Annotated in this window: 17 protein-coding genes, 1 tRNA gene and 2 pseudogenes; 12 read left to right on the forward strand and 8 right to left on the reverse strand. The window is 52.8% G+C overall.

The features are described 5' to 3' along the window. Positions 1-150 precede the first annotated feature (150 nt). The 7 genes from IPM31_00005 to IPM31_00035 all read right to left on the reverse strand — a co-directional run bounded on the left by IPM31_00005 (position 151) and on the right by IPM31_00035 (position 6,942). A complete protein-coding gene (locus IPM31_00005; protein ID MBK9005358.1) occupies positions 151-1,278 on the reverse strand; it encodes a hypothetical protein in 1,128 nt (375 codons plus the stop codon). Then, a complete protein-coding gene (locus tag IPM31_00010; GenBank protein MBK9005359.1) occupies positions 1,241-1,606 on the reverse strand; it encodes a hypothetical protein in 366 nt (121 codons plus the stop codon). The genes IPM31_00005 and IPM31_00010 overlap by 38 nt, the downstream gene beginning before the upstream one ends. A 20-nt stretch (positions 1,607-1,626) precedes the next feature. Beyond that, on the reverse strand, positions 1,627-2,802 hold the full coding sequence (locus IPM31_00015; protein MBK9005360.1) for a hypothetical protein: 1,176 nt from the start codon (positions 2,800-2,802) through the stop codon (positions 1,627-1,629). After that, the gene (locus IPM31_00020; GenBank protein ID MBK9005361.1) at positions 2,799-4,064 is read right to left on the reverse strand and encodes a hypothetical protein; all 1,266 of its coding nucleotides are present in this window, start codon (positions 4,062-4,064) and stop codon (positions 2,799-2,801) included. Before IPM31_00020 ends, IPM31_00015 begins: the two co-directional genes overlap by 4 nt. A 277-nt stretch (positions 4,065-4,341) precedes the next feature. Further along, positions 4,342-4,905 (reverse strand): GNAT family N-acetyltransferase, encoded by a 564-nt coding sequence (locus IPM31_00025; GenBank protein ID MBK9005362.1) that lies wholly within the window; start codon positions 4,903-4,905, stop codon positions 4,342-4,344. A gap of 76 nt (positions 4,906-4,981) precedes the next feature. Further along, on the reverse strand, positions 4,982-5,881 hold the full coding sequence (locus tag IPM31_00030) for a diacylglycerol kinase family lipid kinase (protein ID MBK9005363.1): 900 nt from the start codon (positions 5,879-5,881) through the stop codon (positions 4,982-4,984). Between the two features lie 113 nt (positions 5,882-5,994). Continuing rightward, complete coding sequence (locus IPM31_00035) at positions 5,995-6,942, reverse strand: DMT family transporter (GenBank protein ID MBK9005364.1); 948 nt, start codon at positions 6,940-6,942, stop codon at positions 5,995-5,997. 163 nt (positions 6,943-7,105) lie between these two features. Here IPM31_00035 and IPM31_00040 point away from each other — a divergent pair. From IPM31_00040 to IPM31_00050, 3 genes and pseudogenes are all read left to right on the forward strand, one after another. Further along, a pseudogene (locus IPM31_00040) lies at positions 7,106-8,247 on the forward strand (ISAs1 family transposase). A 615-nt stretch (positions 8,248-8,862) separates the two neighbouring features. Then, positions 8,863-9,282 carry a YjbQ family protein gene (locus IPM31_00045; GenBank protein MBK9005365.1) on the forward strand — a complete coding sequence of 140 codons (420 nt, stop codon included), beginning with the start codon at positions 8,863-8,865 and terminating at the stop codon, positions 9,280-9,282. A gap of 127 nt (positions 9,283-9,409) precedes the next feature. Further along, positions 9,410-9,712 (forward strand): annotated as a pseudogene (locus tag IPM31_00050) (YjbQ family protein). A gap of 93 nt (positions 9,713-9,805) precedes the next feature. Here the strand turns inward: IPM31_00050 and IPM31_00055 are convergent. Then, a complete protein-coding gene (locus IPM31_00055; GenBank protein MBK9005366.1) occupies positions 9,806-10,456 on the reverse strand; it encodes a hypothetical protein in 651 nt (216 codons plus the stop codon). 132 nt (positions 10,457-10,588) lie between these two features. Here IPM31_00055 and IPM31_00060 point away from each other — a divergent pair, with 132 nt between their 5' ends. The 9 genes from IPM31_00060 to IPM31_00100 all read left to right on the forward strand — a co-directional run bounded on the left by IPM31_00060 (position 10,589) and on the right by IPM31_00100 (position 18,604). After that, positions 10,589-12,580 carry a TIGR03960 family B12-binding radical SAM protein gene (locus IPM31_00060; protein MBK9005367.1) on the forward strand — a complete coding sequence of 664 codons (1,992 nt, stop codon included), beginning with the start codon at positions 10,589-10,591 and terminating at the stop codon, positions 12,578-12,580. 16 nt (positions 12,581-12,596) lie between these two features. Continuing rightward, positions 12,597-13,118: a ClbS/DfsB family four-helix bundle protein gene (locus tag IPM31_00065; protein MBK9005368.1), complete on the forward strand. Its 522-nt coding sequence runs from the start codon at positions 12,597-12,599 to the stop codon at positions 13,116-13,118. Positions 13,119-13,136: 18 nt separating this feature from the next. Continuing rightward, on the forward strand, positions 13,137-13,763 hold the full coding sequence (locus IPM31_00070) for a DUF2344 domain-containing protein (protein ID MBK9005369.1): 627 nt from the start codon (positions 13,137-13,139) through the stop codon (positions 13,761-13,763). An 80-nt stretch (positions 13,764-13,843) separates the two neighbouring features. Beyond that, a complete protein-coding gene (locus tag IPM31_00075) occupies positions 13,844-14,830 on the forward strand; it encodes a PrsW family intramembrane metalloprotease (GenBank protein MBK9005370.1) in 987 nt (328 codons plus the stop codon). 69 nt (positions 14,831-14,899) lie between these two features. Further along, positions 14,900-14,971, forward strand: a tRNA-Arg gene (locus tag IPM31_00080). A gap of 82 nt (positions 14,972-15,053) precedes the next feature. Then, positions 15,054-15,515, forward strand: a complete 462-nt coding sequence (locus IPM31_00085; GenBank protein ID MBK9005371.1) for a hypothetical protein — start codon at positions 15,054-15,056, stop codon at positions 15,513-15,515. A 240-nt stretch (positions 15,516-15,755) separates the two neighbouring features. Next, the gene (locus IPM31_00090) at positions 15,756-16,922 is read left to right on the forward strand and encodes an SH3 domain-containing protein (GenBank protein ID MBK9005372.1); all 1,167 of its coding nucleotides are present in this window, start codon (positions 15,756-15,758) and stop codon (positions 16,920-16,922) included. Positions 16,923-17,120: 198 nt separating this feature from the next. Further along, positions 17,121-17,738 (forward strand): redox-sensing transcriptional repressor Rex, encoded by a 618-nt coding sequence (locus IPM31_00095; protein MBK9005373.1) that lies wholly within the window; start codon positions 17,121-17,123, stop codon positions 17,736-17,738. A gap of 47 nt (positions 17,739-17,785) precedes the next feature. Then, positions 17,786-18,604 (forward strand): CPBP family intramembrane metalloprotease, encoded by an 819-nt coding sequence (locus tag IPM31_00100; protein MBK9005374.1) that lies wholly within the window; start codon positions 17,786-17,788, stop codon positions 18,602-18,604. The last annotated feature ends 1 nt before the right edge of the window (position 18,605 follow it).

Genomic DNA, 18,605 nt, shown 5'->3' on the forward strand with positions numbered 1-18,605 from the left:
GGATCAACCAACCCGGCAAGGTCAACAAGCGGATTTGAGACAAAATATCCCATCGCGCCGATATCATGAACGGCGAGGGTGTCGTCGGGTGGGATATTTTGTTTCACCCATTCGGCAGTGGCGACCATTTCACTTTCCACCCAGAGCACATCATCCGCATTTTGCAACCCGCCCAGGATGAAAAACAATACCGAGAACACCGCGACCAGAGTCGTCCACAGAAATTTCAGGCGCAGATTCGATGTTGCCACTCAGCGCAACCCAGCCATGCCTAACAATCCCCGCAGGTAAAGGATGGGAAAAGCAGGGATGATGTAACGCCCGTGTTGATAGGAGGCAACCGCAGGAAATGATCAAGATATATCCAATAAACCAGATCACCCCAGCCAACGCGCCCCAATTTCGATTCCAGGTGCCCTGCCCACCCACCCTACTGCGCCAGGAACAAAGCAATGAAAGAGGCTCGCAAAAATGGGCGCCCAAATCATCGAATAGGCGGTCTTTCAGCGGTTGGTCGAGCCAGGCGGCTTGATACTCCGCTTGCTTGGCGTAGAACGTATTTGGCATCGGGTTACCGGACAGCGCAAGATTGAACAACATATACAGAAGGAACAAAACCCCAAAACCGATCAACGCAGAGACAGCCGATCTACCGCGCGAGGACCAATTTTTTTCATTGAAGACAATCGTAAATAAAATCGGACCCAGCAATGTCGCTCCATCGGGACGAACCCACACACTGAGACCGGCAAGCAGACCCAACATAGCATAGCGCTTCGCGCCGCCGCTAAGAGCTGTTAGAACAAGAAAGATCAACAACGCGTGGAGCAGGGTTTCCATCCCGGAGGTTGCCGACCAGGTGAGATGCCAGGCAAACGCAAAAAAGATTCCCACCCAAGGGACGCGAGGCTGATACCCCGTCAGCAATTTTCGCGCGCTGGCTTCGGCTGAAATGGCGAGCAGGGTTAGCATCAACCATCCGAGAAAAAATGTCCAACCATAGGGTGCCAGGCGCAGTACATATCCGATCGAAAGCAGTAGCGTCCAAAGCGGAGAGGTGGAACCGGCAGATTGTTCGCCGAGTCGAAACGCCCACTCACCATGCTCGGCAAAATTTCTCGCATAGGTCAAGTGAATCCACGTGTCGTCAAGCGGAAAGCCGACACGAGCAATCAGAGCGCTGACCAACAAATACAGCCCCACGGCAACAAGCGCCGCGCAGGCGACGATCACGCGCCAATCAAGGGTTGGCTTCGATGAAATAGAGGCGCGCGCCATCGACTTCTCCTACAAAAATAAAATTTGAGTTCCCTTCCGGGATGTCGTATAAATCTTGAATCGCGTCGTACGTGCCACCCTTCTCAAGGACAAGATATCGCGCGTCAAATTTTTCCGCGACGGCAAGAATCGTCGCTTCGTCTCCAAACGGCAACGCGACCGCCGCCCGACCCGATGAGATGAAGTACCCGGGCGGATTACGGACGATCACCACATCCTTCGGGCTGATTCCACTTTCCTGAAATTTTTCCTCCACTTTCGCATACACGGCATCATCCTGCGCCCATCCGTCGGAGATCACGCGAAGATTCACGAGATAGAACGTCATAAACACAGCCAGAAAGATCATCATCCCTTGAAATACAAACGGCGCGTTTTTGTCTTTAAACTGACCACGATCGCGCGCCCACGCAAGGACGGCGTCCAGCCGACCGGGCGCGACAGCCCACCACATCGGCTGGAACGCCGCGCCCGCATGGAAAAAAACTTCCGCGCGGGCCCTGCGAATGGAAAGACGACCGTCATCACAGCAAAAAGGATCAGCCAGCCTATTACCGCGACCTTTGTCCGCAATTCCTTTCGCAGACCCCACAATCCAACAACAATGAAAGGAAGAAGAAATATCTCGCCTTGCGCGCCAAATGCGATACCCAAGTTCGATGCGAGCGCGGCAAGCCGGTCTTGCAATGCCGCGCTCCAGCCTGCTTGCAGGAAGCCATCGCGAGTCAATGCGTCGAGCGGGTAGATGAAGGTTTGGTTGTAATTCTCAAGCCAGAGCAAACGTCCGCCGCCGGGGGCGAGGAACGAGTGAAACAAGGTATAGGTGCGATAATGCCAAAAGCCCATGGTCAGGATGTAGCCGAGGAGGGTGAGCAAGCCGGCAGAAAGTGTAGAGCGGGCTTTCGCAATCACACTTGCCTTCTCCATTCGAAAGAGGGGGATTAACCCCGCAAGACCGAGCCAGAGCAAACCGTCACTGCGCGAAAGAGTCAACAGGCCGGCGAGCGCGCCGAGGGCGAGGGGAATCCATTTTTCGTTACGGGGGGCAAGGAGGAAAAAAGTCGCGCCGAGAATCATAAAGATGGCATAGTTATCAGGGACGGGCATGAACGGCGCGTAGTATAGCGAGAAGATCGAAAGCAAACCTGAAGCCATGGCGAGGCGGGTTTGGCGAGAAATGTCGAAAGCGAGAGCGGCGATGAGGAGGGGCGCGCAGGCTGAAAGGAGGATGAACGGGGCGCGTCCAGCCGCGTAGGTGGTGAGTCCCATGATCCACATCCCCAGCGCAGAGATGATGGACGCCAGCGGCATCCAATATGTGTGCGAGGGATTGGGGAGTCTTTGCGGATCGCTGAGGTAATTCCAAATGTAGGGTTCGGTGAAGCCCTTGCCTTGCGCGAGTTGAATGCCGCCGGCAAAATAGTAATCGGCGTCCATGTAGCCCGGCAGGTTTTGATAGCGCGAGACCGCGATTGGGACAGCCAAGCCAACGAGGAAGAGAATAAGGTAATGACGCCAGTTCATTTGCGTAACCCAACTTGATCGAACCACGTGCGCGGCGAACGGACGGCAAACCAGCGCATCCAGTACAGGGCGAGGATCGCCGCCATGGGCGGAAGGGTCGCGAGTAGATCTTTGTACAGGTATGATGCAAAAACAAACGACGCGTAGTACAAACCGAATGGGATCAGCAAGCCGCTCGCGAACACGATGAAGCCCGCCATGATCGGGCGGCGATTCCAGCGCTCGGATACAAGCAGGAGGATCAAAATAAAAGCGGGTAACAACGTCGCATAGTTGGACGGGAACATCGGAAAGCCAAGCAAGGGCGTTGCGGCAAGCGCGAGGCAAGCGACCCAGGTAATGCGGCGAAAATGCTCCTGTGCCGCGCGAAGCATTTCGATGAACACGATGATCAGCAAAGCGGCAGAAATCGCTCCGCCCATAGGAAACCTCGAAGCGGGGAACCAAAATTCCAACATGGCGTTGAGGTTCAATGCCGCGCCGCGATACCCATCTGATAGCGTCGCGCGAATGTACGGGAGGAACCAGTCTGGCTTCATTAAAAAAGATACCGCGAGCAGAACGAAAAGCGCCATGCCAAACCCGGTCAGCGCCGCCCAGCGTTTATTGGCAACGACCAGGACGATGATGAATAGAAAAAATAACGCGCCGACTTCCCACTGATAGAGGAGAAGGCCAAGCAGTCCGCCGGCGAGTTCATCATTGAAGGAACGGAGCGCGAGCAGGACTGAGATGTAGATGAAGGTGAAGAATATTGCGGGCGACGCGGAGATCAGGGGCAAAAGGCTGTAGTAACCGAATAGCGAAAAAGCAAAAAGGCAGATAAGCGCCCAACGCGAAGCCTGCCATTCGAGCAGGCGCAAGGTAAGCAAAACGGTTCCCACCAATGCGGCTTCGGCGAAGAGCATCCAAATCCCGCGCGCGATCGAAAAATCGCTGAAGACCGCCAACGGCGCGTACAACAACACAATGTAAAACGGATCGTTCAGCACGTATCCATACTCGCTCGCCGATGCGGTTCGCCCATAGACCAATTCCTGCGCGCGCTCGGCAACGGCTGTGCTGTACGGCTCCACACCCTCGAACATAAAGGCGCGCGCGCCATTCCAACGTAAAGACAACCACTCGCCGCCGGGCAGGGACCGCGCGAGGAAGATGTTCAGCGCAAGCAATGCGGCGAGGGCAAGGAAAAACAAAATAAGGAAGCGAATATCATCCCAACTCCATCCTTTGCGCATTTTGCGAATATCTTGAAATGCCATATTCTCTCGAGTGGAACAACCGTGGAACTGCGAAGCCCGCTATGAACGCTAAGAATTCTGAAACTTCGCGATCCTCACGGTCCTGGTTAAAAAATTACGGGTGTCCCGTAATCAACGGGAAAGAGCCTCACCACGAAGGACACAAAGTCTTGCGCTGAGTTCGTCGAAGCGACACAAAGGGGGGAAAAGAGCCTAGATTCCTTGTGTTTTTCCTTTGTGACCGTCGTGTCCTTTGCGTTTGAAAAATGGTTTCCCGTTAAAAACGGGAGAGCCAAAATTACTCAATGACAAACCGAAAGATCGGACGCGTGGGTGAATTGCGCGCCACCTCTTTGAAGCCCGCCCGCTCGAACGCGGACGCCAACCCGGTGAACGCGAACGGAGGCGCGATCGTTTTCTCAACCTCCACAGGATAACCTTCGACGATTCTTCCTCCCTTCGATTTGACATACCCAACCGCGGCTTTCAACAACTCGACGTTGATGCCCTGCTTGCGGAACTTCTTCGCGACAAAAAAGCACGGCACCGACCAAACTTCCTGTTCGTCCACCGGCTTCAGAATTTTGGAGTGCGCCAGTTTCTCATACGCCGCGCGCGGCTCCACCGCCACCCAGCCGACCACATCGCCATGCAGGTATGCAAGCAAACCTGTGACCACGCCTTCGTTTAATTGATTTTTATGCAACTGCCGCGCTTCGTAGCCTTTTGCTTCGTCGTAGGCTTTGCCGCGCAGTTTCCAATACATACACCAACAGCCATCACACGCGCCATGCGCGCCAAAAAGTTCTTCGAAGTCATTCCAGAGGTTTCGAGTAAGTGGGTGAAAGGAGAGGTCGCTCATGAAATATTCCTAGCCGCAGAGACCACAGAGTTCTCGGAGAAAATCTCAAACTCTCCGCGCTCGCGGTGATCAAATTCTACGCCGTCAGTATGTTTAGTTTTTGCGGCAAAATTTCGTAGTCAAAATCTTGAATCCATTCAGGGAGCAGTTCGCCATCGGTGTGGGCGGGAGAGGGCGATTCGAGGTGAAGGGAAATTTTTGTCGTATGTACTTCGCGCATGCCTTCCAATTCGACATAACTGCCTTTGTCTTCATTGAACGCGCGCGGCAAGGCTTGAAAGAGTCCGAGTCGCGTGGCGCGGTAGCCGAAGGCGAGAGTCAACTTCCCATCGAAAGGATTCGCGTGTGGCGTCATGAAGAATCCGCCAGTGCGCCTTCCGTTGCCGATTGAAATGAGAGAAAATTTTCCGATGTATTCGCCATCGTCCCATGTCAGCCTGCCTGTCCAGTCGGGTTTATCCATGATGCCCCGCACCGCCGCAACGAGATAACGCCCGATGCCTTTGATCCACTGGATCTTTTCATGCTTGAGGGTGACGTATGGCTCAAGCCCCGCGCCCGAATTGTTGATGAAATATCGATTGTTCAGCCTGCCGAGGTCCATCGCGCGAGTCTTTCCGTTTGCAATGACACGCGCGGCTTCGTTGAGACCCTTCGGCAGACCGAGCGCGAAAGCGACGTCGTTCGCGGAGCCCGTTGGCATGATTCCCAGCGGACCAATCGCCTCCTCCGCAGGCGCGGCTTGCATCAGTCCATTGACCGCGTCGCCCAACGAACCGTCGCCGCCCGAAACGATGATCGGTGAAAAATTTTCACGCGCGGCTTGTGCGGCGAGTTCGACGATCTGTCCCTTGTGTTGCGAGACGACCAACTCGAACTTCACGCCCGCGGCGTTGAGCGCGGCTTCGGCTTCGGGCCAGCGCTTTTGTGAGTTCCAGCGGTTTGAGTAAGGATTCAGAATAACTTTTGCTGTCATATTTTTTATCTACCGCTAAGAGCGCGAAGATCGCCAAGTATTAAAGATTTCCTGGCGCGCTTAGCGTCATTTCAACAGGCTCAATGCAAGTCTTCGCGGTTCAAAGAAGATCTTCATGGCTCAGAAGTTTCAATTTTACTTGAATTCCAACTTTTGACTTGCGCGAGCAGAACTGCAACGAAGATGACAATACAACCAAGAATCTGAATGGGTTGGAGGGTCTGACTCAGCACGAACCAACCTGCGAGACCGGCGAAGACTGCCTCAAGGCTGAGAATCAAGGCGGCGTCGGTGGGAGGCGTATGTTTTTGTCCCCACACTTGAAGCGTGTACCCGATGCCAACCGAGATCGAAGCGCGGAAAAGAATCGCGCCGACGAGCGGAAGCGCCGTCAGTTGCGAAACGTCTTCGAAGGCGAGTCCGCAGAGGAAGTTGAGGGATCCGCTAATGAAGAAGTGACCCGCCGCGAACGAAACGGATTCAAATTTGGAGGCGAACCGCCCCAGCACGACAACGTGTAACGCCCAAAACGCGGAGCCGATGACTTCAAGCGTGTCGCCTCTTTGGACCTCGAACCTGCCCGCCGTGGACAGGAAGTACGCCCCCACCCCAGCCAGGACGACCGCGAGCATATCCACCCAGTGCGGTTTTTCGCGGAACATCACCCACAGCAAAAACGGAGTGAACACCACGTAGAGACTGGTGAGGAAACCCGCGTTGGCGACCTTGGTGTAGAACAGCCCCACTTGCTGGAAGGCTGTGGCGAAAAACAGAATCGCTCCCGCGATGAACATCCACTTCCATTGTTGTTTGGGTAGTTTAGATAGCCACTGAGTCCACAGAGACCATTGAGAGTTTTTCTTTTTCTCTGTTTTCTCTGCGCTCTCTGTGGCTAAAACGTCTTTCGGGATGAACGGAATAAGAATCAGCGCGGCGAGCATGAAACTCACGCCATTGAACAAGTACGCGGCTTGGTATTGCGCCGCCACTCCCTGCGCGACGAATCCCGTCCCCCAGATGACGGCTACGATGAAGAGAAGGAGGTCTACTTTGAGGCGCATGAGATGCGAGGAATCCTATGGTTTGTTGTCGGATTGCGGGGGGAGATTTATAATACTTTACGTGGATATTATACAAGCAAGGCAAAACAAAGCGCTCCCTCGTCATGCTAGGGCGATTGCATCTAAATTGAGGTAAAAAAGGGCTATCTTGAAGGAGGTAGCCATGACAAAGAAGCCATTGGAGGCGATCGCCGAGCATTTTAGCAAAGTGAGCGATCCGCGGGTGGATCGAACGAAGGAACATAAACTCATAGATTTGATCAGCATCGCCATATGTGCGGTGATCTGTGGAGCGGAAGGCTGGACGGACATTGAGCATTTTGGGCATAGCAAGATAGTCTGGCTGAGCACGTTTCTTGAATTGCCGAATGGTATCCCGTCGCATGACACTTTTGGTCGGGTCTTCTCGAAGTTGGATGCCCAACAGTTCCAGTTGGCGTTTTACGAATGGGTCTGGGCAGTCAATGAGATCATCCCAGGGCAAATCATCAATATGGATGGGAAGCGTTTGGGTGGCTCGCAGGATCGGCTACTGGGCAAACGAGCCATTTATATGGTCAGCGCTTGGGCGGAAGAAAACGAGATTGTTCTGGGACAGCGTAAAGTGGACGAAAAGTCGAACGAGATCACCGCCATCCCCGAATTACTCAAGATTCTGGCGCTTGCAGGCTGTATTGTGACCATAGATGCCATAGGAACCCAAACCAATATTGCCCAAACCATCGTCGCAGCTCAGGCAGATTATGTTTTGAGTGTGAAAGAGAACCAGGGGCGTCTGTTTGAAGATATTTCGGTCGTGTTTGCGGTCGATCAAGCCCACAACTTCAAATATGCTTCCCTGGACTATGACAAGACAGCGAATAAGGGACATGGGCGCATAGAAATTCGAGAATGCTGGAGTACCTCTGATCCTGCCTATCTAAACTTGATCCGTAACAAAGAAAACTGGCTGGTCTGCAAAGCATTGTCATGCTCGTGTGCACGCGGAACGTGGCTGGCAAGGAAACCAAAACAGTACGCTACTATATCTCCAGCCTGCCCAGTCACCCGAAACGATTGTTACATCTGGTGCGCAGACACTGGGCGATTGAAAATGAACTGCACTGGGTCTTGGATGTGGCTTTGCGGGAAGACCATAGTCGTGTGCGTAAAGATCAAGCTCCTGAAAACTTCGCCGTCCTTCGCCACATTGCGCTCAATCTGCTCAAACAGGAGAAAACCGCCAAAGGCGGTATGCATGCCAAGCAACTCCAAGCCGCTTGGAACCAGGATTACCTCCTCAAAGTCCTCGCCTCACCGATTTAGATGCGATTGCCCTATGCTTGGTTTCCCTCGGTGTGGGAATTATCCAGGTTCTGAGATTCAGGGGTCAAATTAAAGCCAGGCAGTATGTTTTTTTGGTCATTTCGGGTTTAGGCGGCGCTGTCGGCGGATTGACAGGAGGCATGCTATATTATTTTTTCATGGAAATAATTAATCCAAATGGCTCTATATATAGTGGCAATCCGCCTTTTTTTAATAGCTTTTTATGGTCATTGGAAGGACTTATTATTGGAGTTGTAAATGGCGGAATAATTGGCTTCTCTACTTCTTTGTTGCAAAATTATTTGATGAATAACTCGAAATATAGCCTTAGATGGTTCATATATAATCTTTTATCGTGGTCTTGTATTTGTAGCATTGGCTGGGCGCTCATTATGATCGCTGAGGTACTCATAGATTTCCCTTTTCTAGGGGACGCCGTCGCCTCAATCTTCATTATGGTAACCCACGGTTTCAGTTTTATTTTATTTCTAAAGTACTCGCCACAAATTGAGTTTTCATAGTACAACTTATAATCAAAAGACTTCCTTTGCGCTTATTCCCGAATCCACACTTGGGCGCAATTGAGGACGAAAAAAATCTAAAAAGATAATTATTGTGAAAACCTACCGTAAAGAACTTTGGTTTAATCTCCCCACCCGCCGTGGCTTTGTAAACATCACTCAGCAAGTAGAGGCCTGCCTCCATGAAAGTGAAATCCAAGAAGGCCTTATTTTGATTTCAGCCATACATATAACGGCGTCAGCATTCATCAATGACGACGAATCAGGCCTGCATCAAGATTATGATAAATGGCTGGAAAAACTTGCCCCTCACGAACCTGTCAGCCAGTATCGCCATAACGACACAGGCGAAGACAATGCCGATGCACACATGAAGCGCCAGATCATGGGACGTGAAGTAGTCGTCGCTGTGACGGGTGGTAAACTTGATTTTGGACCTTGGGAGCAAATCTTCTACGGTGAGTTCGATGGACGAAGACGCAAGCGGGTACTGGTGAAAATTATTGGCGAATAAAAAATCCTCCTGGCTTTGCCAAGAGGACTCCATTTGATGCCTTCAAGTTAATCAGCAGACTTACGTCTCTTTTTCGACAGGAGTTGAACCAGATTTGGTGAAATTTTGAAGTGGTAAGTGTGACAGACTTGTGAACGCCATGCACATTTCCGCATCGGTCTTCATCAATGACGACGAAACGGGCTTGCATCACGATTACGAACAATGGCTCGAGAAACTCGCGCCGCACGAACCTGTGAGTCAATACCGCCACAACGACACGGGCGAAGACAACGCCGACTCTCACCTCAAACGCCAGATCATGGGACGCGAGGTGGTGGTTGCGATCACCAATGGCAAGTTGGATTTTGGTCCGTGGGAGCAGATCTTCTACGGGGAGTTCGATGGGAGGCGAAGGAAGCGCGTGCTGGTGAAAATTATTGGAGACTGAATCAACCGTCCCTGCGAATGCGCCGCACTGAGATTTGTCGAAGTGAGGCGAAAAAACGTCCCGAAGGATTGGATCCCTCGGGACGTTTGCTTTCTACGGGCAGTTGATCCGATAGACGATCAATTGCTCGATCTTTTGGGTTGCATCTACCCTACCGCCGCCTTTGTTCAAGCCGACGATCTGGAAATCGAACCAACCTGGGTCTTGCCGTGAATCGGGGTTGATCATTTCACCGGTGAGTACCATCGAGAACACGCCCGGGCTGACCTCATCCATCTTGCCTGCGGTTCTCCATGGAGAATCATAGAGCGCTTGCGGGTAATCTCTTATCCGATAGAAGAGTTCGGCATCTGTGATATCGATCAATTTGGCGGTTGCCGTAAAGGTCAGTTCGCGCGTTACGCAACGCAGTGAGAATTCATTGCCCGATACCGAAATGTTGCTGAACACGCCTTTGCCCAGCAGATCATCTACCGTAATGGCGCCGCCAGTAGCCGCAGTGGTGGGCGCGACAACAACAGGCGCTTGCGTGGGCGGAATGGCAGTCGGTTGCGCGGGCGCAGGCGAAGCCTCAACCACGACCGTGACAACGACCGGTTGCTGTGGCTCCTGCGGGGCTTGAGTCGGTTCCACGACCACCGTCACAACAATAGGCTCGGGCGCCACCGGCTGGGCAGTGGGAGTCGCCGGCGCGGCGCAGGCGGTCAAAGCGACCGCCAGCAGGATAAATAATAGTCTCTTCATTTTCTTTCGCTCCTTTTTGAATAGTTAATCAATCTTAGCCCGGCGTCAAGTATGTGTACACGGCTCGATTCGATTTCCACTTTTCAGTTTCGATAGTTCAGTCTGTGTTCACCATAACAACTCATCCCCCAAATGTACCCATGCGCCTCTGATATAATTTTCGCCATGCTCACACCTGAACAGATCGAAAGCAAACTGGATCGCATCCTGTTGAAGGTTCAAAAGCCCGGTCGCTATGTAGGCGGCGAACTCAACAGCACGATCAAAGATTGGGACTCGATTCAGACCCGGGTCGCGTTCGTCTTCCCCGATATTTACGACATCGGCGTCTCGAATGTGGGACTCAAGATTCTCTACGACCAAGTGAATCAACGCGACGACGCGCTTGCCGAACGCGCCTACGCCCCATGGCTGGATATGGAAGCGCTCATGCGCGAGCATGGGATTCCGCTGTACGCGCTCGAATCAAAACGACCTTTAGCCTGCTTCGACCTCGTCGGCTTTACTCTCCCTTATGAGACTCTCTACACCAACGCGCTCAACGTCCTCGACTTAGCCGGCATCCCCGTCCGCTCCGCAGACCGCGACGAGACCCACCCCATCATCATCGCCGGCGGACATTCCACCATGAACCCCGAACCCATGCACGCGTTCATCGACGCGTTCGTGATCGGCGAGGGGGAAGAAGTAATCCATGACATTATTGATGCTGTGCAAACGTGGAAAGTAGAAAGTAGAAATCCACTTTCCACTTTCCACCGCAAAGATGTATTACAACAACTTGCTCACATCCCCGGCGTTTACGTTCCCACTTTCTACGAAACCAACTATCTCGAAGACGGCACTATCTCGCACATCGAGCCTACAATTCCTGATATTCCAAAAATTGTTACCAAGCGTGTCGTTGCCAAACTGCCTCCCCCGCCGACGAAGTTCATCGTCCCCAACATTGACATCGTCCACAACCGCGTGTCAGTCGAGATCATGCGCGGATGCACGCGCGGGTGCCGCTTCTGTCACGCAGGCATGATCACGCGTCCCGTCCGCGAAAGACCCGTAGATGAAGTGGTCGAGGCGCTCGAGGCGGCGATCAAATCCAGCGGCTTTGAAGAGATCGCGCTGTTGTCGCTGTCGTCGTCCGATTACACCAATGTGTTGGAGTTGGTCACAAAAGTTGGGGAAAAATTCGGCGGCACACATCTCAAAGTTTCATTGCCGTCGTTGCGAATCGAATCGGTTTCGATTGACCTGATGGAAAAGTTGAAGGACAAACGCTCCGGCGGATTTACGCTCGCGCCCGAAGCCGCCACCGAACGGATGCGCCGCATCATCAACAAATATATTCCCGATGAAGACATCCTCAACACCACGCGCGAAATCTACTCGCGCGGCTGGACGACGATCAAGTTGTACTTCATGATCGGGCATCCGAGCGAAACGCTGGAAGATGTGCAAGCCATCGCCGATTTGTGCAAGCGCGTCATCGCCGAGGGACGCAAAGTGGCGGGGATGCGCGTCAAATTGAACGCGGGCGTGAACACGTTCATTCCAAAATCACAGACGCCATTCCAATGGGTTTCATGCGACACGCCGGAGCAGATCCGCGCCAAACAGACTCTGCTTCGCCGCGAATTAGGGCGCGACCGAAACATCAAATTAAGTTTCGCAACGGCGGAAGATTCGTTTTTGGAAGCATGGCTCTCGCGCGGCGACAGAAAAATGGCGGATGTCGTTTATTCTGCATGGAAGAACGGCTCGAAGTTCGACGCGTGGCAGGAGGGGAAAAATTACAGCGCATGGATGAACGCCTTTGAAGAACACGGACTCGACCCGCTGTTTTACACGCACCGCCAGCGCCGCACAGACGAGGTCTTCCCGTGGGAACATATCACTGCCGCGGTCCGCAAGAATTTTCTCTTTCAGGATTTCCGTCAATCACTTGAGGGACAGATCCGCGTGGACTGCCGCTTGGATTGTTTCGCCTGCGGAATCTTGCCAACCTTTGCGCAGATGCGCCGCGAGAATCCCGGCGAGGGATGGAAGTGCCCGGACGTGAAATCGCCTTCGCGGAAAGTGATCAGTGATCAAGTGATAAGTAATCGGTTATCAGTGGTTGGGGATTAACGGTTACATGCCTGCTGTGAAAAAACAATTCATTGACAAACTGATGCGCGAGCGCGACAAGTTCGAGTTGACCTTGAACCGCGTTGGCTACACGCGACGCATGACGTTGAAAGGCGTTACCGGGAAATGGTCGATCAAGGATATTCTCGCGCACATCCTTGGCTATGAACTATATATCGTGGATCGCATGAACGAAATTTTGCACGGGCAAGTGTACACGCCCTGCAAGACTCAATCCGCGTTGGATGCTTTCCGCGAGGAGTTCGGCTATCCCGATTTTGGCTCTCCCCTGCTGGACGACGACTCGCCGAACGCGTGGGTGGTGGAGAAATATAAAAACGTCTCGCTGGAGGATGTCGTCGCGCAGGAAATTCAAGCATTTTCGTCCATTGTGACCATGCTCGAAAAGATGTCGCAAAAATTGATTGATGAGCATAATCTCTTCGACCGCATCGCCAACAACACATTCAAACATTACCGCGAGCATCTGAGGGATATTCGTCAGTGGCTGAAGACGCAGGCGGTAAGGCAAGATTAATCTTGCCCTACAAATTTCATGCGGATACGAATCACATTCTCCAAACAGGGACCGCTTCGCTACACGGGGCATCTGGACTTGCACAAGTTGTGGGAACGCGCCGCCCGCCGCGCCGAACTTCCGCTGGCGTATTCGCAGGGATTTCACCCACAGCCGAAGATGAGTCTCGCGGCGGCTCTGCCGCTGGGGTTTTCGTCCACGTGCGAGGTATTGGATATGCGTCTCGAGCGCGATGTCGTTTTAGATGGACTGCGCGAACAACTCAACGAAACGCTCCCGCCGGGCATCCGCGTGACACACATCGAACAAGTGGACGAGCGCGCGCCCGCCTTGCAGACGCAGGTGGTCGAGGCGGGGTACAAGGTCGAATTGACCGAACCAGTTGACCCGTCGGAGTTGAAGCGGAGGATCGAGTCGGCAATGGCATCCGAATCCATCCTCCGTGAACGTCGCGGAAAGAAGTATGATCTGCGTCCATTGATCCATTCCTTGGAAGCGGCGGATGATACAATCGTGATGTTGCTGGCGGCGCGCGAGGGCGCAACGGGCAGACCCGAAGAGGTGTTAGATGTGTTAGGCATCGCGTTCGAGGAGACGAAGATCGAGCGGACGCGGTTGGTATTCAACGTCCCGCATGAATCGTAGTGACGACTTCAGTCGTCAACTGCTTTAACTATTAAGAACGGCTGAAGTCGTTACCACTTATCAATTCTCTTGGAGGAGATATGGCATTACTTGGAGCGTTTTTCTTTGGTTTTGTGCCGATGTTTGTGTTCGCGGCATTCGTGAACTGGCTGGATCGGTATGAGAAAGAGCCGAAACTCTTGCTCGGCGCGGCGTTCGTGTGGGGCGTGGTGATCGCCGGGGGCGGCGCGTATATTTTGAACACGGTATTCGGCATCGGCATCTATGTGCTGACCGGCTCGGAAAGCGCGGCGGATTTCGGCACCACCTCCATTGTCGCGCCGATCATCGAGGAAGCGTTGAAAGGGCTGGCGGTGGGCGTGGTCTTCCTGCTTTTCCGCAAGGAGTTCGATTCGATCCTGGATGGCGTCGTCTACGGCGCAATCACCGCCATGGGCTTCGCCGCGATCGAAAACGTGTTGTACATTTACCGCAACGGTTTTCAGCAAGGCGGCTGGGAAGGTTTCTGGGTTCTGGTGGTGGTCCGGGTGGTCTTGGTTGGCTGGATGCATCCGTTCTTTACCGCGTTCACCGGTATCGGCTTCGCCCTGGCGCGTATGAGCAGAAACATGCTGGTAAAGATCATCGCGGTGCCGGCGGGTTATGTGGTTGCCGTGCTCACCCACTCGTTCCATAACACCTTCGGTTCGCTCGTCGGCGGCGAGGGCGGGTTCTTCCTCGGCATCCTCGCCGATTACTTCGGCTATTTCATTATGACCGTGTTCATCATTTGGATGATCATGCACGAGCGCAACATCTTGAAGCGGCAGTTGGTGGAGGAAGTGAACAGCGGCGCGATCTCGCAACAGCAATACAAAACCGCCATCTCGTTCTTCCAGTTCAACGCGCATATTTCGGCGCTCACCTCCGGGAGTTTCGGTCCCACGAAACGGTTCTATCAGGTGTTGGGCGAATTGGCGCATAAAAAGGAACAGCTCGCCAGGGTTGGCGATGAGGCGGGGAATATGAAGATCATCGAGGGCTATCGCGCCGAGTTGATGAGGCTCGCGCCGGTGGCGAAGGTGTGAGCAATCACACGATGCCGCCGCAGTTGAACTGCGGCGGCATCCTTCGCATGTGATAAAATTTTTTCACCCGCCCCCGTAGCTCAGTGGACAGAGTGTCGGCCTCCGGAGCCGAAGAGCGCAGTTCGAGTCTGCGCGGGGGCGCAATGTAACAAGGGAGTTTATCTAAACACCTTAAAACACGAATCAAGGTTCCAAAATTTGAGAGACGGGAGGCTCGTAGGATATGCGTAAGCTTGCAATACTTTCTGGGATAGTCTTTGTTATTTTGGCTTGCGGAAGTTTCTCTTCTACCGCAGTACCCACAATGGACACGAACTTGATTCAAACAGCAATTGCGCAAACTGCAGTTCAAGCAAATGTTCTTACGCAAGCAGTAGCACCAGTAGGTAAATGGCAAATCACAACAGAAATTTCCCCCATCGATGATTCGCAAACAGTCACTTTAAAACTTCCTGCTGAAAAAGAAATCCAAGGCTGGCTTGATAAATTTCTTCCCGTGCTCGTCTTTCGTTGCAAAGAACATAAAATAAGTGTTTACGTTTATACAGGTACGCAGAGCGAAGTTGAATCAAATATTGATTATTCAACCGTCCGTGTGCGTTTTGATAAAGACGAGGCTATGACATTGCAATTGAGTCATTCAACAGATGGTACGGCTGTATTTTTTCCATTAATAAGTTTGTAAGACATAGTTGATACCTTCAGTACCCATGAAACCATGTTATTTGAATTTACACCATTCAATGCACCACCTGATAACACAACATTTGATTTGCGTGGTGTTAATGAAGCAATAAAACCTTTAGGAAAGGCTTGCACGCCTTGACTTTGATATTTGTCTTTGATCTATCTTTTTATCGAGTCTGCATGGTTGTGTCAGCCTAATCGCCGCGAGGCGGTTTTATTTTTTTCTACGTGGTGCGAGATGTTATCTCGCACGCTGGGCAAAAGGCGGGATGGCATCCCGCCCCACGAAGGCGTTTTTGTTTTGCATTACAATTCACATACGATGAAAAAATTCATTTCGATATGCTGGCTGGTAATGTTTTGCGCGGGCTGTAGTTTTTCTGTGGATGTGATCGAAGCGGACACGCCGACCGCGTTAGTCGTCACTTCGACGTTACCGGCCTCGCCGACCTCGAAGCCCAGCAAGACTCCGCTTCCGCCTCTTCCCACGAGTACAGTTGCTCCGGCCGCGGGGACGACCTCCACACGGGTGAATGTGCGCGGCGAACCATCCACAGCGGGCGAGGTGGTTGGCATCATCCCGGCAAACACGGAGGTGGAGATCGTCGGCAAAGATCCCGGCGGGAATTGGTGGCAGATCAAGTATCCGCAAGCGGCGCAGGGGGTGGGATGGGTGACGGCGGAGTTCATCGTTACCACAGGCGAGCCAGCCGTCCCTGTGGTGGGAGGCGCGGGGGTAAATCCGAACGGCGATCAGGTGGCGATCATCCAACAGCAACTCAATGTGCGCAGTGGACCCGGCACGAGTTTCAATTCCATCGGCACATTGAACGCGCGAGATGTGGTCACGCTGACGGGTAAGGATGCGAGCGGCGCGTGGTTGCAGATCGTTTTTGCGGCGGGACCAGACGGACTGGGTTGGGTGAATGCGGCGTTCACTCAGGCAACCAGCGTGGATTCGCTCCCGATCGTGACGGACGCGGGGCTGGTGATCGGCACCGGCACGCCGGAGAATACCGCCGTCCCTATTGAGCCAACGGTTGCGCCTGCCTTGCCGGATCATGATTCGGCGGTGGCGCCGGCGGTGAATATCACGTTGACTGCGGGAGGGACGCGCTCCTTCCATTATTCGAGCGATGTTTCCTCCCCCATCGGCGACGCGGAGGATTGGATTCAGTTCAAGACGTTTTCGGCGAATACCACATTGGAGTTGGAGTGCGCGGGGAGCGGCTCGTATATCGCGGAGTTGTTGTTGAACTATTCGGTGGTGGGGTCGCTTGTGTGCGGGAAGATCATTTTGTTCCTCAGCGACCCGAGCGGGGTGTACGCGGTGCATTTCGTTTCGTCGCCCACCGGGGGGTTGGAGTATACGAAATACACGTTGAAGGTGGAGGCGATCCCATGACCTTTGTTTTATTGCATTTTGATTGTGCCAGTTTGTACTAAGAAACCTTTTATGGTAGAGTTAATCGAATAAACATACAGGCCGTTTTTTGGACACTGAACACGTTGATTCAAAAAGCGTATCTGTGCGTTCTTCCGCGCGGGTCAGTGTTCTACATTTCGTGTCAGATAACTTTACATTCAACGAGGGATGTCCTGCATGGCTACTGAGAGGATACCGGATATTATCATCGGGCGGTTGCCCATTTATTTGAGGGCGTTGCAACGGCTGTCTGACCAGGGGATTCAAACCACTTCGTCGCAGGACTTGGGGGCGATCGTGGGCATTTCTGCCGCGCAGATCCGCAAGGATATTTCACAATTCGGCGAGTTCGGCAAACAAGGGACGGGGTATTCGATCTCTTACTTGATGGAAAAATTGAGAAGCATCCTCAAGATGGATCGCGTTTGGGATGTGATCATCGTGGGCATGGGCGATATCGGTCACGCGCTGGCTCATTACAATGAGCTCGCCAATCGCGGCTTTCACGTGAGTATGGTGTTCGATAACGATCCGAAAAAAGTGGGGCAGCCAGTGGGCGATTTTCAAGTTCTCGATTCGGCAGGCATGATCGAAAAGATCAAGCACCACAAGATCAAGGTGGCGATGTTGTGCGTGCCCGCCGCGTCGGCGCAGGGCGCGGCAGACCAACTGGTGAGGGCGGGGATTAAAGCCATTCTCAATTATGCCCCCATCAGCATCAACGTGCCGGAGGATGTGAAGGTGCAGTACATCGACCCGGTCACGCATTTGCAGAGGATGACGTATTATTTGTAGGGGAACAGAACTGGAAACTGGAGGCTTGCCGCCTCGAACACAAATTTATGAATACAAGCGTATCCACAAAAAGAACTCCAGGCTCTTTTTTTATCCTGGTATATGTCTTGACCCTTCCATTTTGGCTTCTTAGCACGGTGATTAAAGCCGAAGGACTTCCCGATAATCTGCCAATCACCGACGTTGGAGCGACCTTCGTCCCTCTCATCGCCGCTTTAATCCTCGTGTATAGAGAAGAGAATTTTGATGGAATCAAACGGTTATTGAGCAAGACCCTCGATTACAAGAACATTAAGCGAAAGGTCTGGTACCTCCCTGTTATTTTTCTGATGCCGTTTCTGGATACCATAACGTATCTTGTGATGCGCGTCACGGGTCTGCCTGTCCCCGCTTCATGGCACATTCCCTCTGCCGCGCCGCTTGTCTTTCTTGCGTTCTTTTTTGCCGCGGCAGGCGAAGAATTAGGTTATATGGGATACGCCATTGACCCCATGCAAGAGCGCTGGGGAGCGTTGAAAGCCGGCTTACTGATGGGCGCGATCCACGCAATCTGGCATTACCCATCCATGATTGAACTCGGTCAAACTCTACCGTTGATGGCATGGGGCACTCTGTTTACAGTCGGGATACGAATTCTGATCGTCTGGGTATATAACAATGCTGGAAAAAGCGTCTTCGTGGCGATTCTCTTACACGCCATTGGCAATACCGCGAGAAGCATTTTCCCGGGCGGACGTACAGCCTTTGAGTTGGGCAATGCCGCAGTTGGCTATGCGCTGGTTGTGATCGCCGCCGTCGTAGTTATTTTCTTGTGGGGACCGCAAACTTTATCGCAATACAGATTCTCAAGTGGTAAAAAGGTCTGAT

Origin of the sequence: Candidatus Defluviilinea gracilis (genome assembly GCA_016716235.1) — a bacterium.
Lineage (GTDB): Bacteria > Chloroflexota > Anaerolineae > Anaerolineales > Villigracilaceae > Defluviilinea > Defluviilinea gracilis.

Excerpts from the sequence above, each read along its gene's own strand:
- IPM31_00085 (MBK9005371.1), top strand. The coding sequence starts at position 15,054 with ATGCGTAAGCTTGCAATACTTTCTGGGATAGTCTTTGTTATTTTGGCT.
- IPM31_00090 (MBK9005372.1), top strand. The coding sequence starts at position 15,756 with ATGTTATCTCGCACGCTGGGCAAAAGGCGGGATGGCATCCCGCCCCAC.
- IPM31_00030 (MBK9005363.1), bottom strand. The coding sequence starts at position 5,881 with ATGACAGCAAAAGTTATTCTGAATCCTTACTCAAACCGCTGGAACTCA.
- IPM31_00095 (MBK9005373.1), top strand. The coding sequence starts at position 17,121 with ATGGCTACTGAGAGGATACCGGATATTATCATCGGGCGGTTGCCCATT.
- IPM31_00075 (MBK9005370.1), top strand. The coding sequence starts at position 13,844 with ATGGCATTACTTGGAGCGTTTTTCTTTGGTTTTGTGCCGATGTTTGTG.
- IPM31_00060 (MBK9005367.1), top strand. The coding sequence starts at position 10,589 with ATGTACCCATGCGCCTCTGATATAATTTTCGCCATGCTCACACCTGAA.
- IPM31_00055 (MBK9005366.1), bottom strand. The coding sequence starts at position 10,456 with ATGAAGAGACTATTATTTATCCTGCTGGCGGTCGCTTTGACCGCCTGC.
- IPM31_00020 (MBK9005361.1), bottom strand. The coding sequence starts at position 4,064 with ATGGCATTTCAAGATATTCGCAAAATGCGCAAAGGATGGAGTTGGGAT.
- IPM31_00015 (MBK9005360.1), bottom strand. The coding sequence starts at position 2,802 with ATGAACTGGCGTCATTACCTTATTCTCTTCCTCGTTGGCTTGGCTGTC.
- IPM31_00010 (MBK9005359.1), bottom strand. The coding sequence starts at position 1,606 with ATGACGTTCTATCTCGTGAATCTTCGCGTGATCTCCGACGGATGGGCG.
- IPM31_00025 (MBK9005362.1), bottom strand. The coding sequence starts at position 4,905 with ATGAGCGACCTCTCCTTTCACCCACTTACTCGAAACCTCTGGAATGAC.
- IPM31_00005 (MBK9005358.1), bottom strand. The coding sequence starts at position 1,278 with ATGGCGCGCGCCTCTATTTCATCGAAGCCAACCCTTGATTGGCGCGTG.
- IPM31_00070 (MBK9005369.1), top strand. The coding sequence starts at position 13,137 with ATGCGGATACGAATCACATTCTCCAAACAGGGACCGCTTCGCTACACG.
- IPM31_00100 (MBK9005374.1), top strand. The coding sequence starts at position 17,786 with ATGAATACAAGCGTATCCACAAAAAGAACTCCAGGCTCTTTTTTTATC.
- IPM31_00035 (MBK9005364.1), bottom strand. The coding sequence starts at position 6,942 with ATGCGCCTCAAAGTAGACCTCCTTCTCTTCATCGTAGCCGTCATCTGG.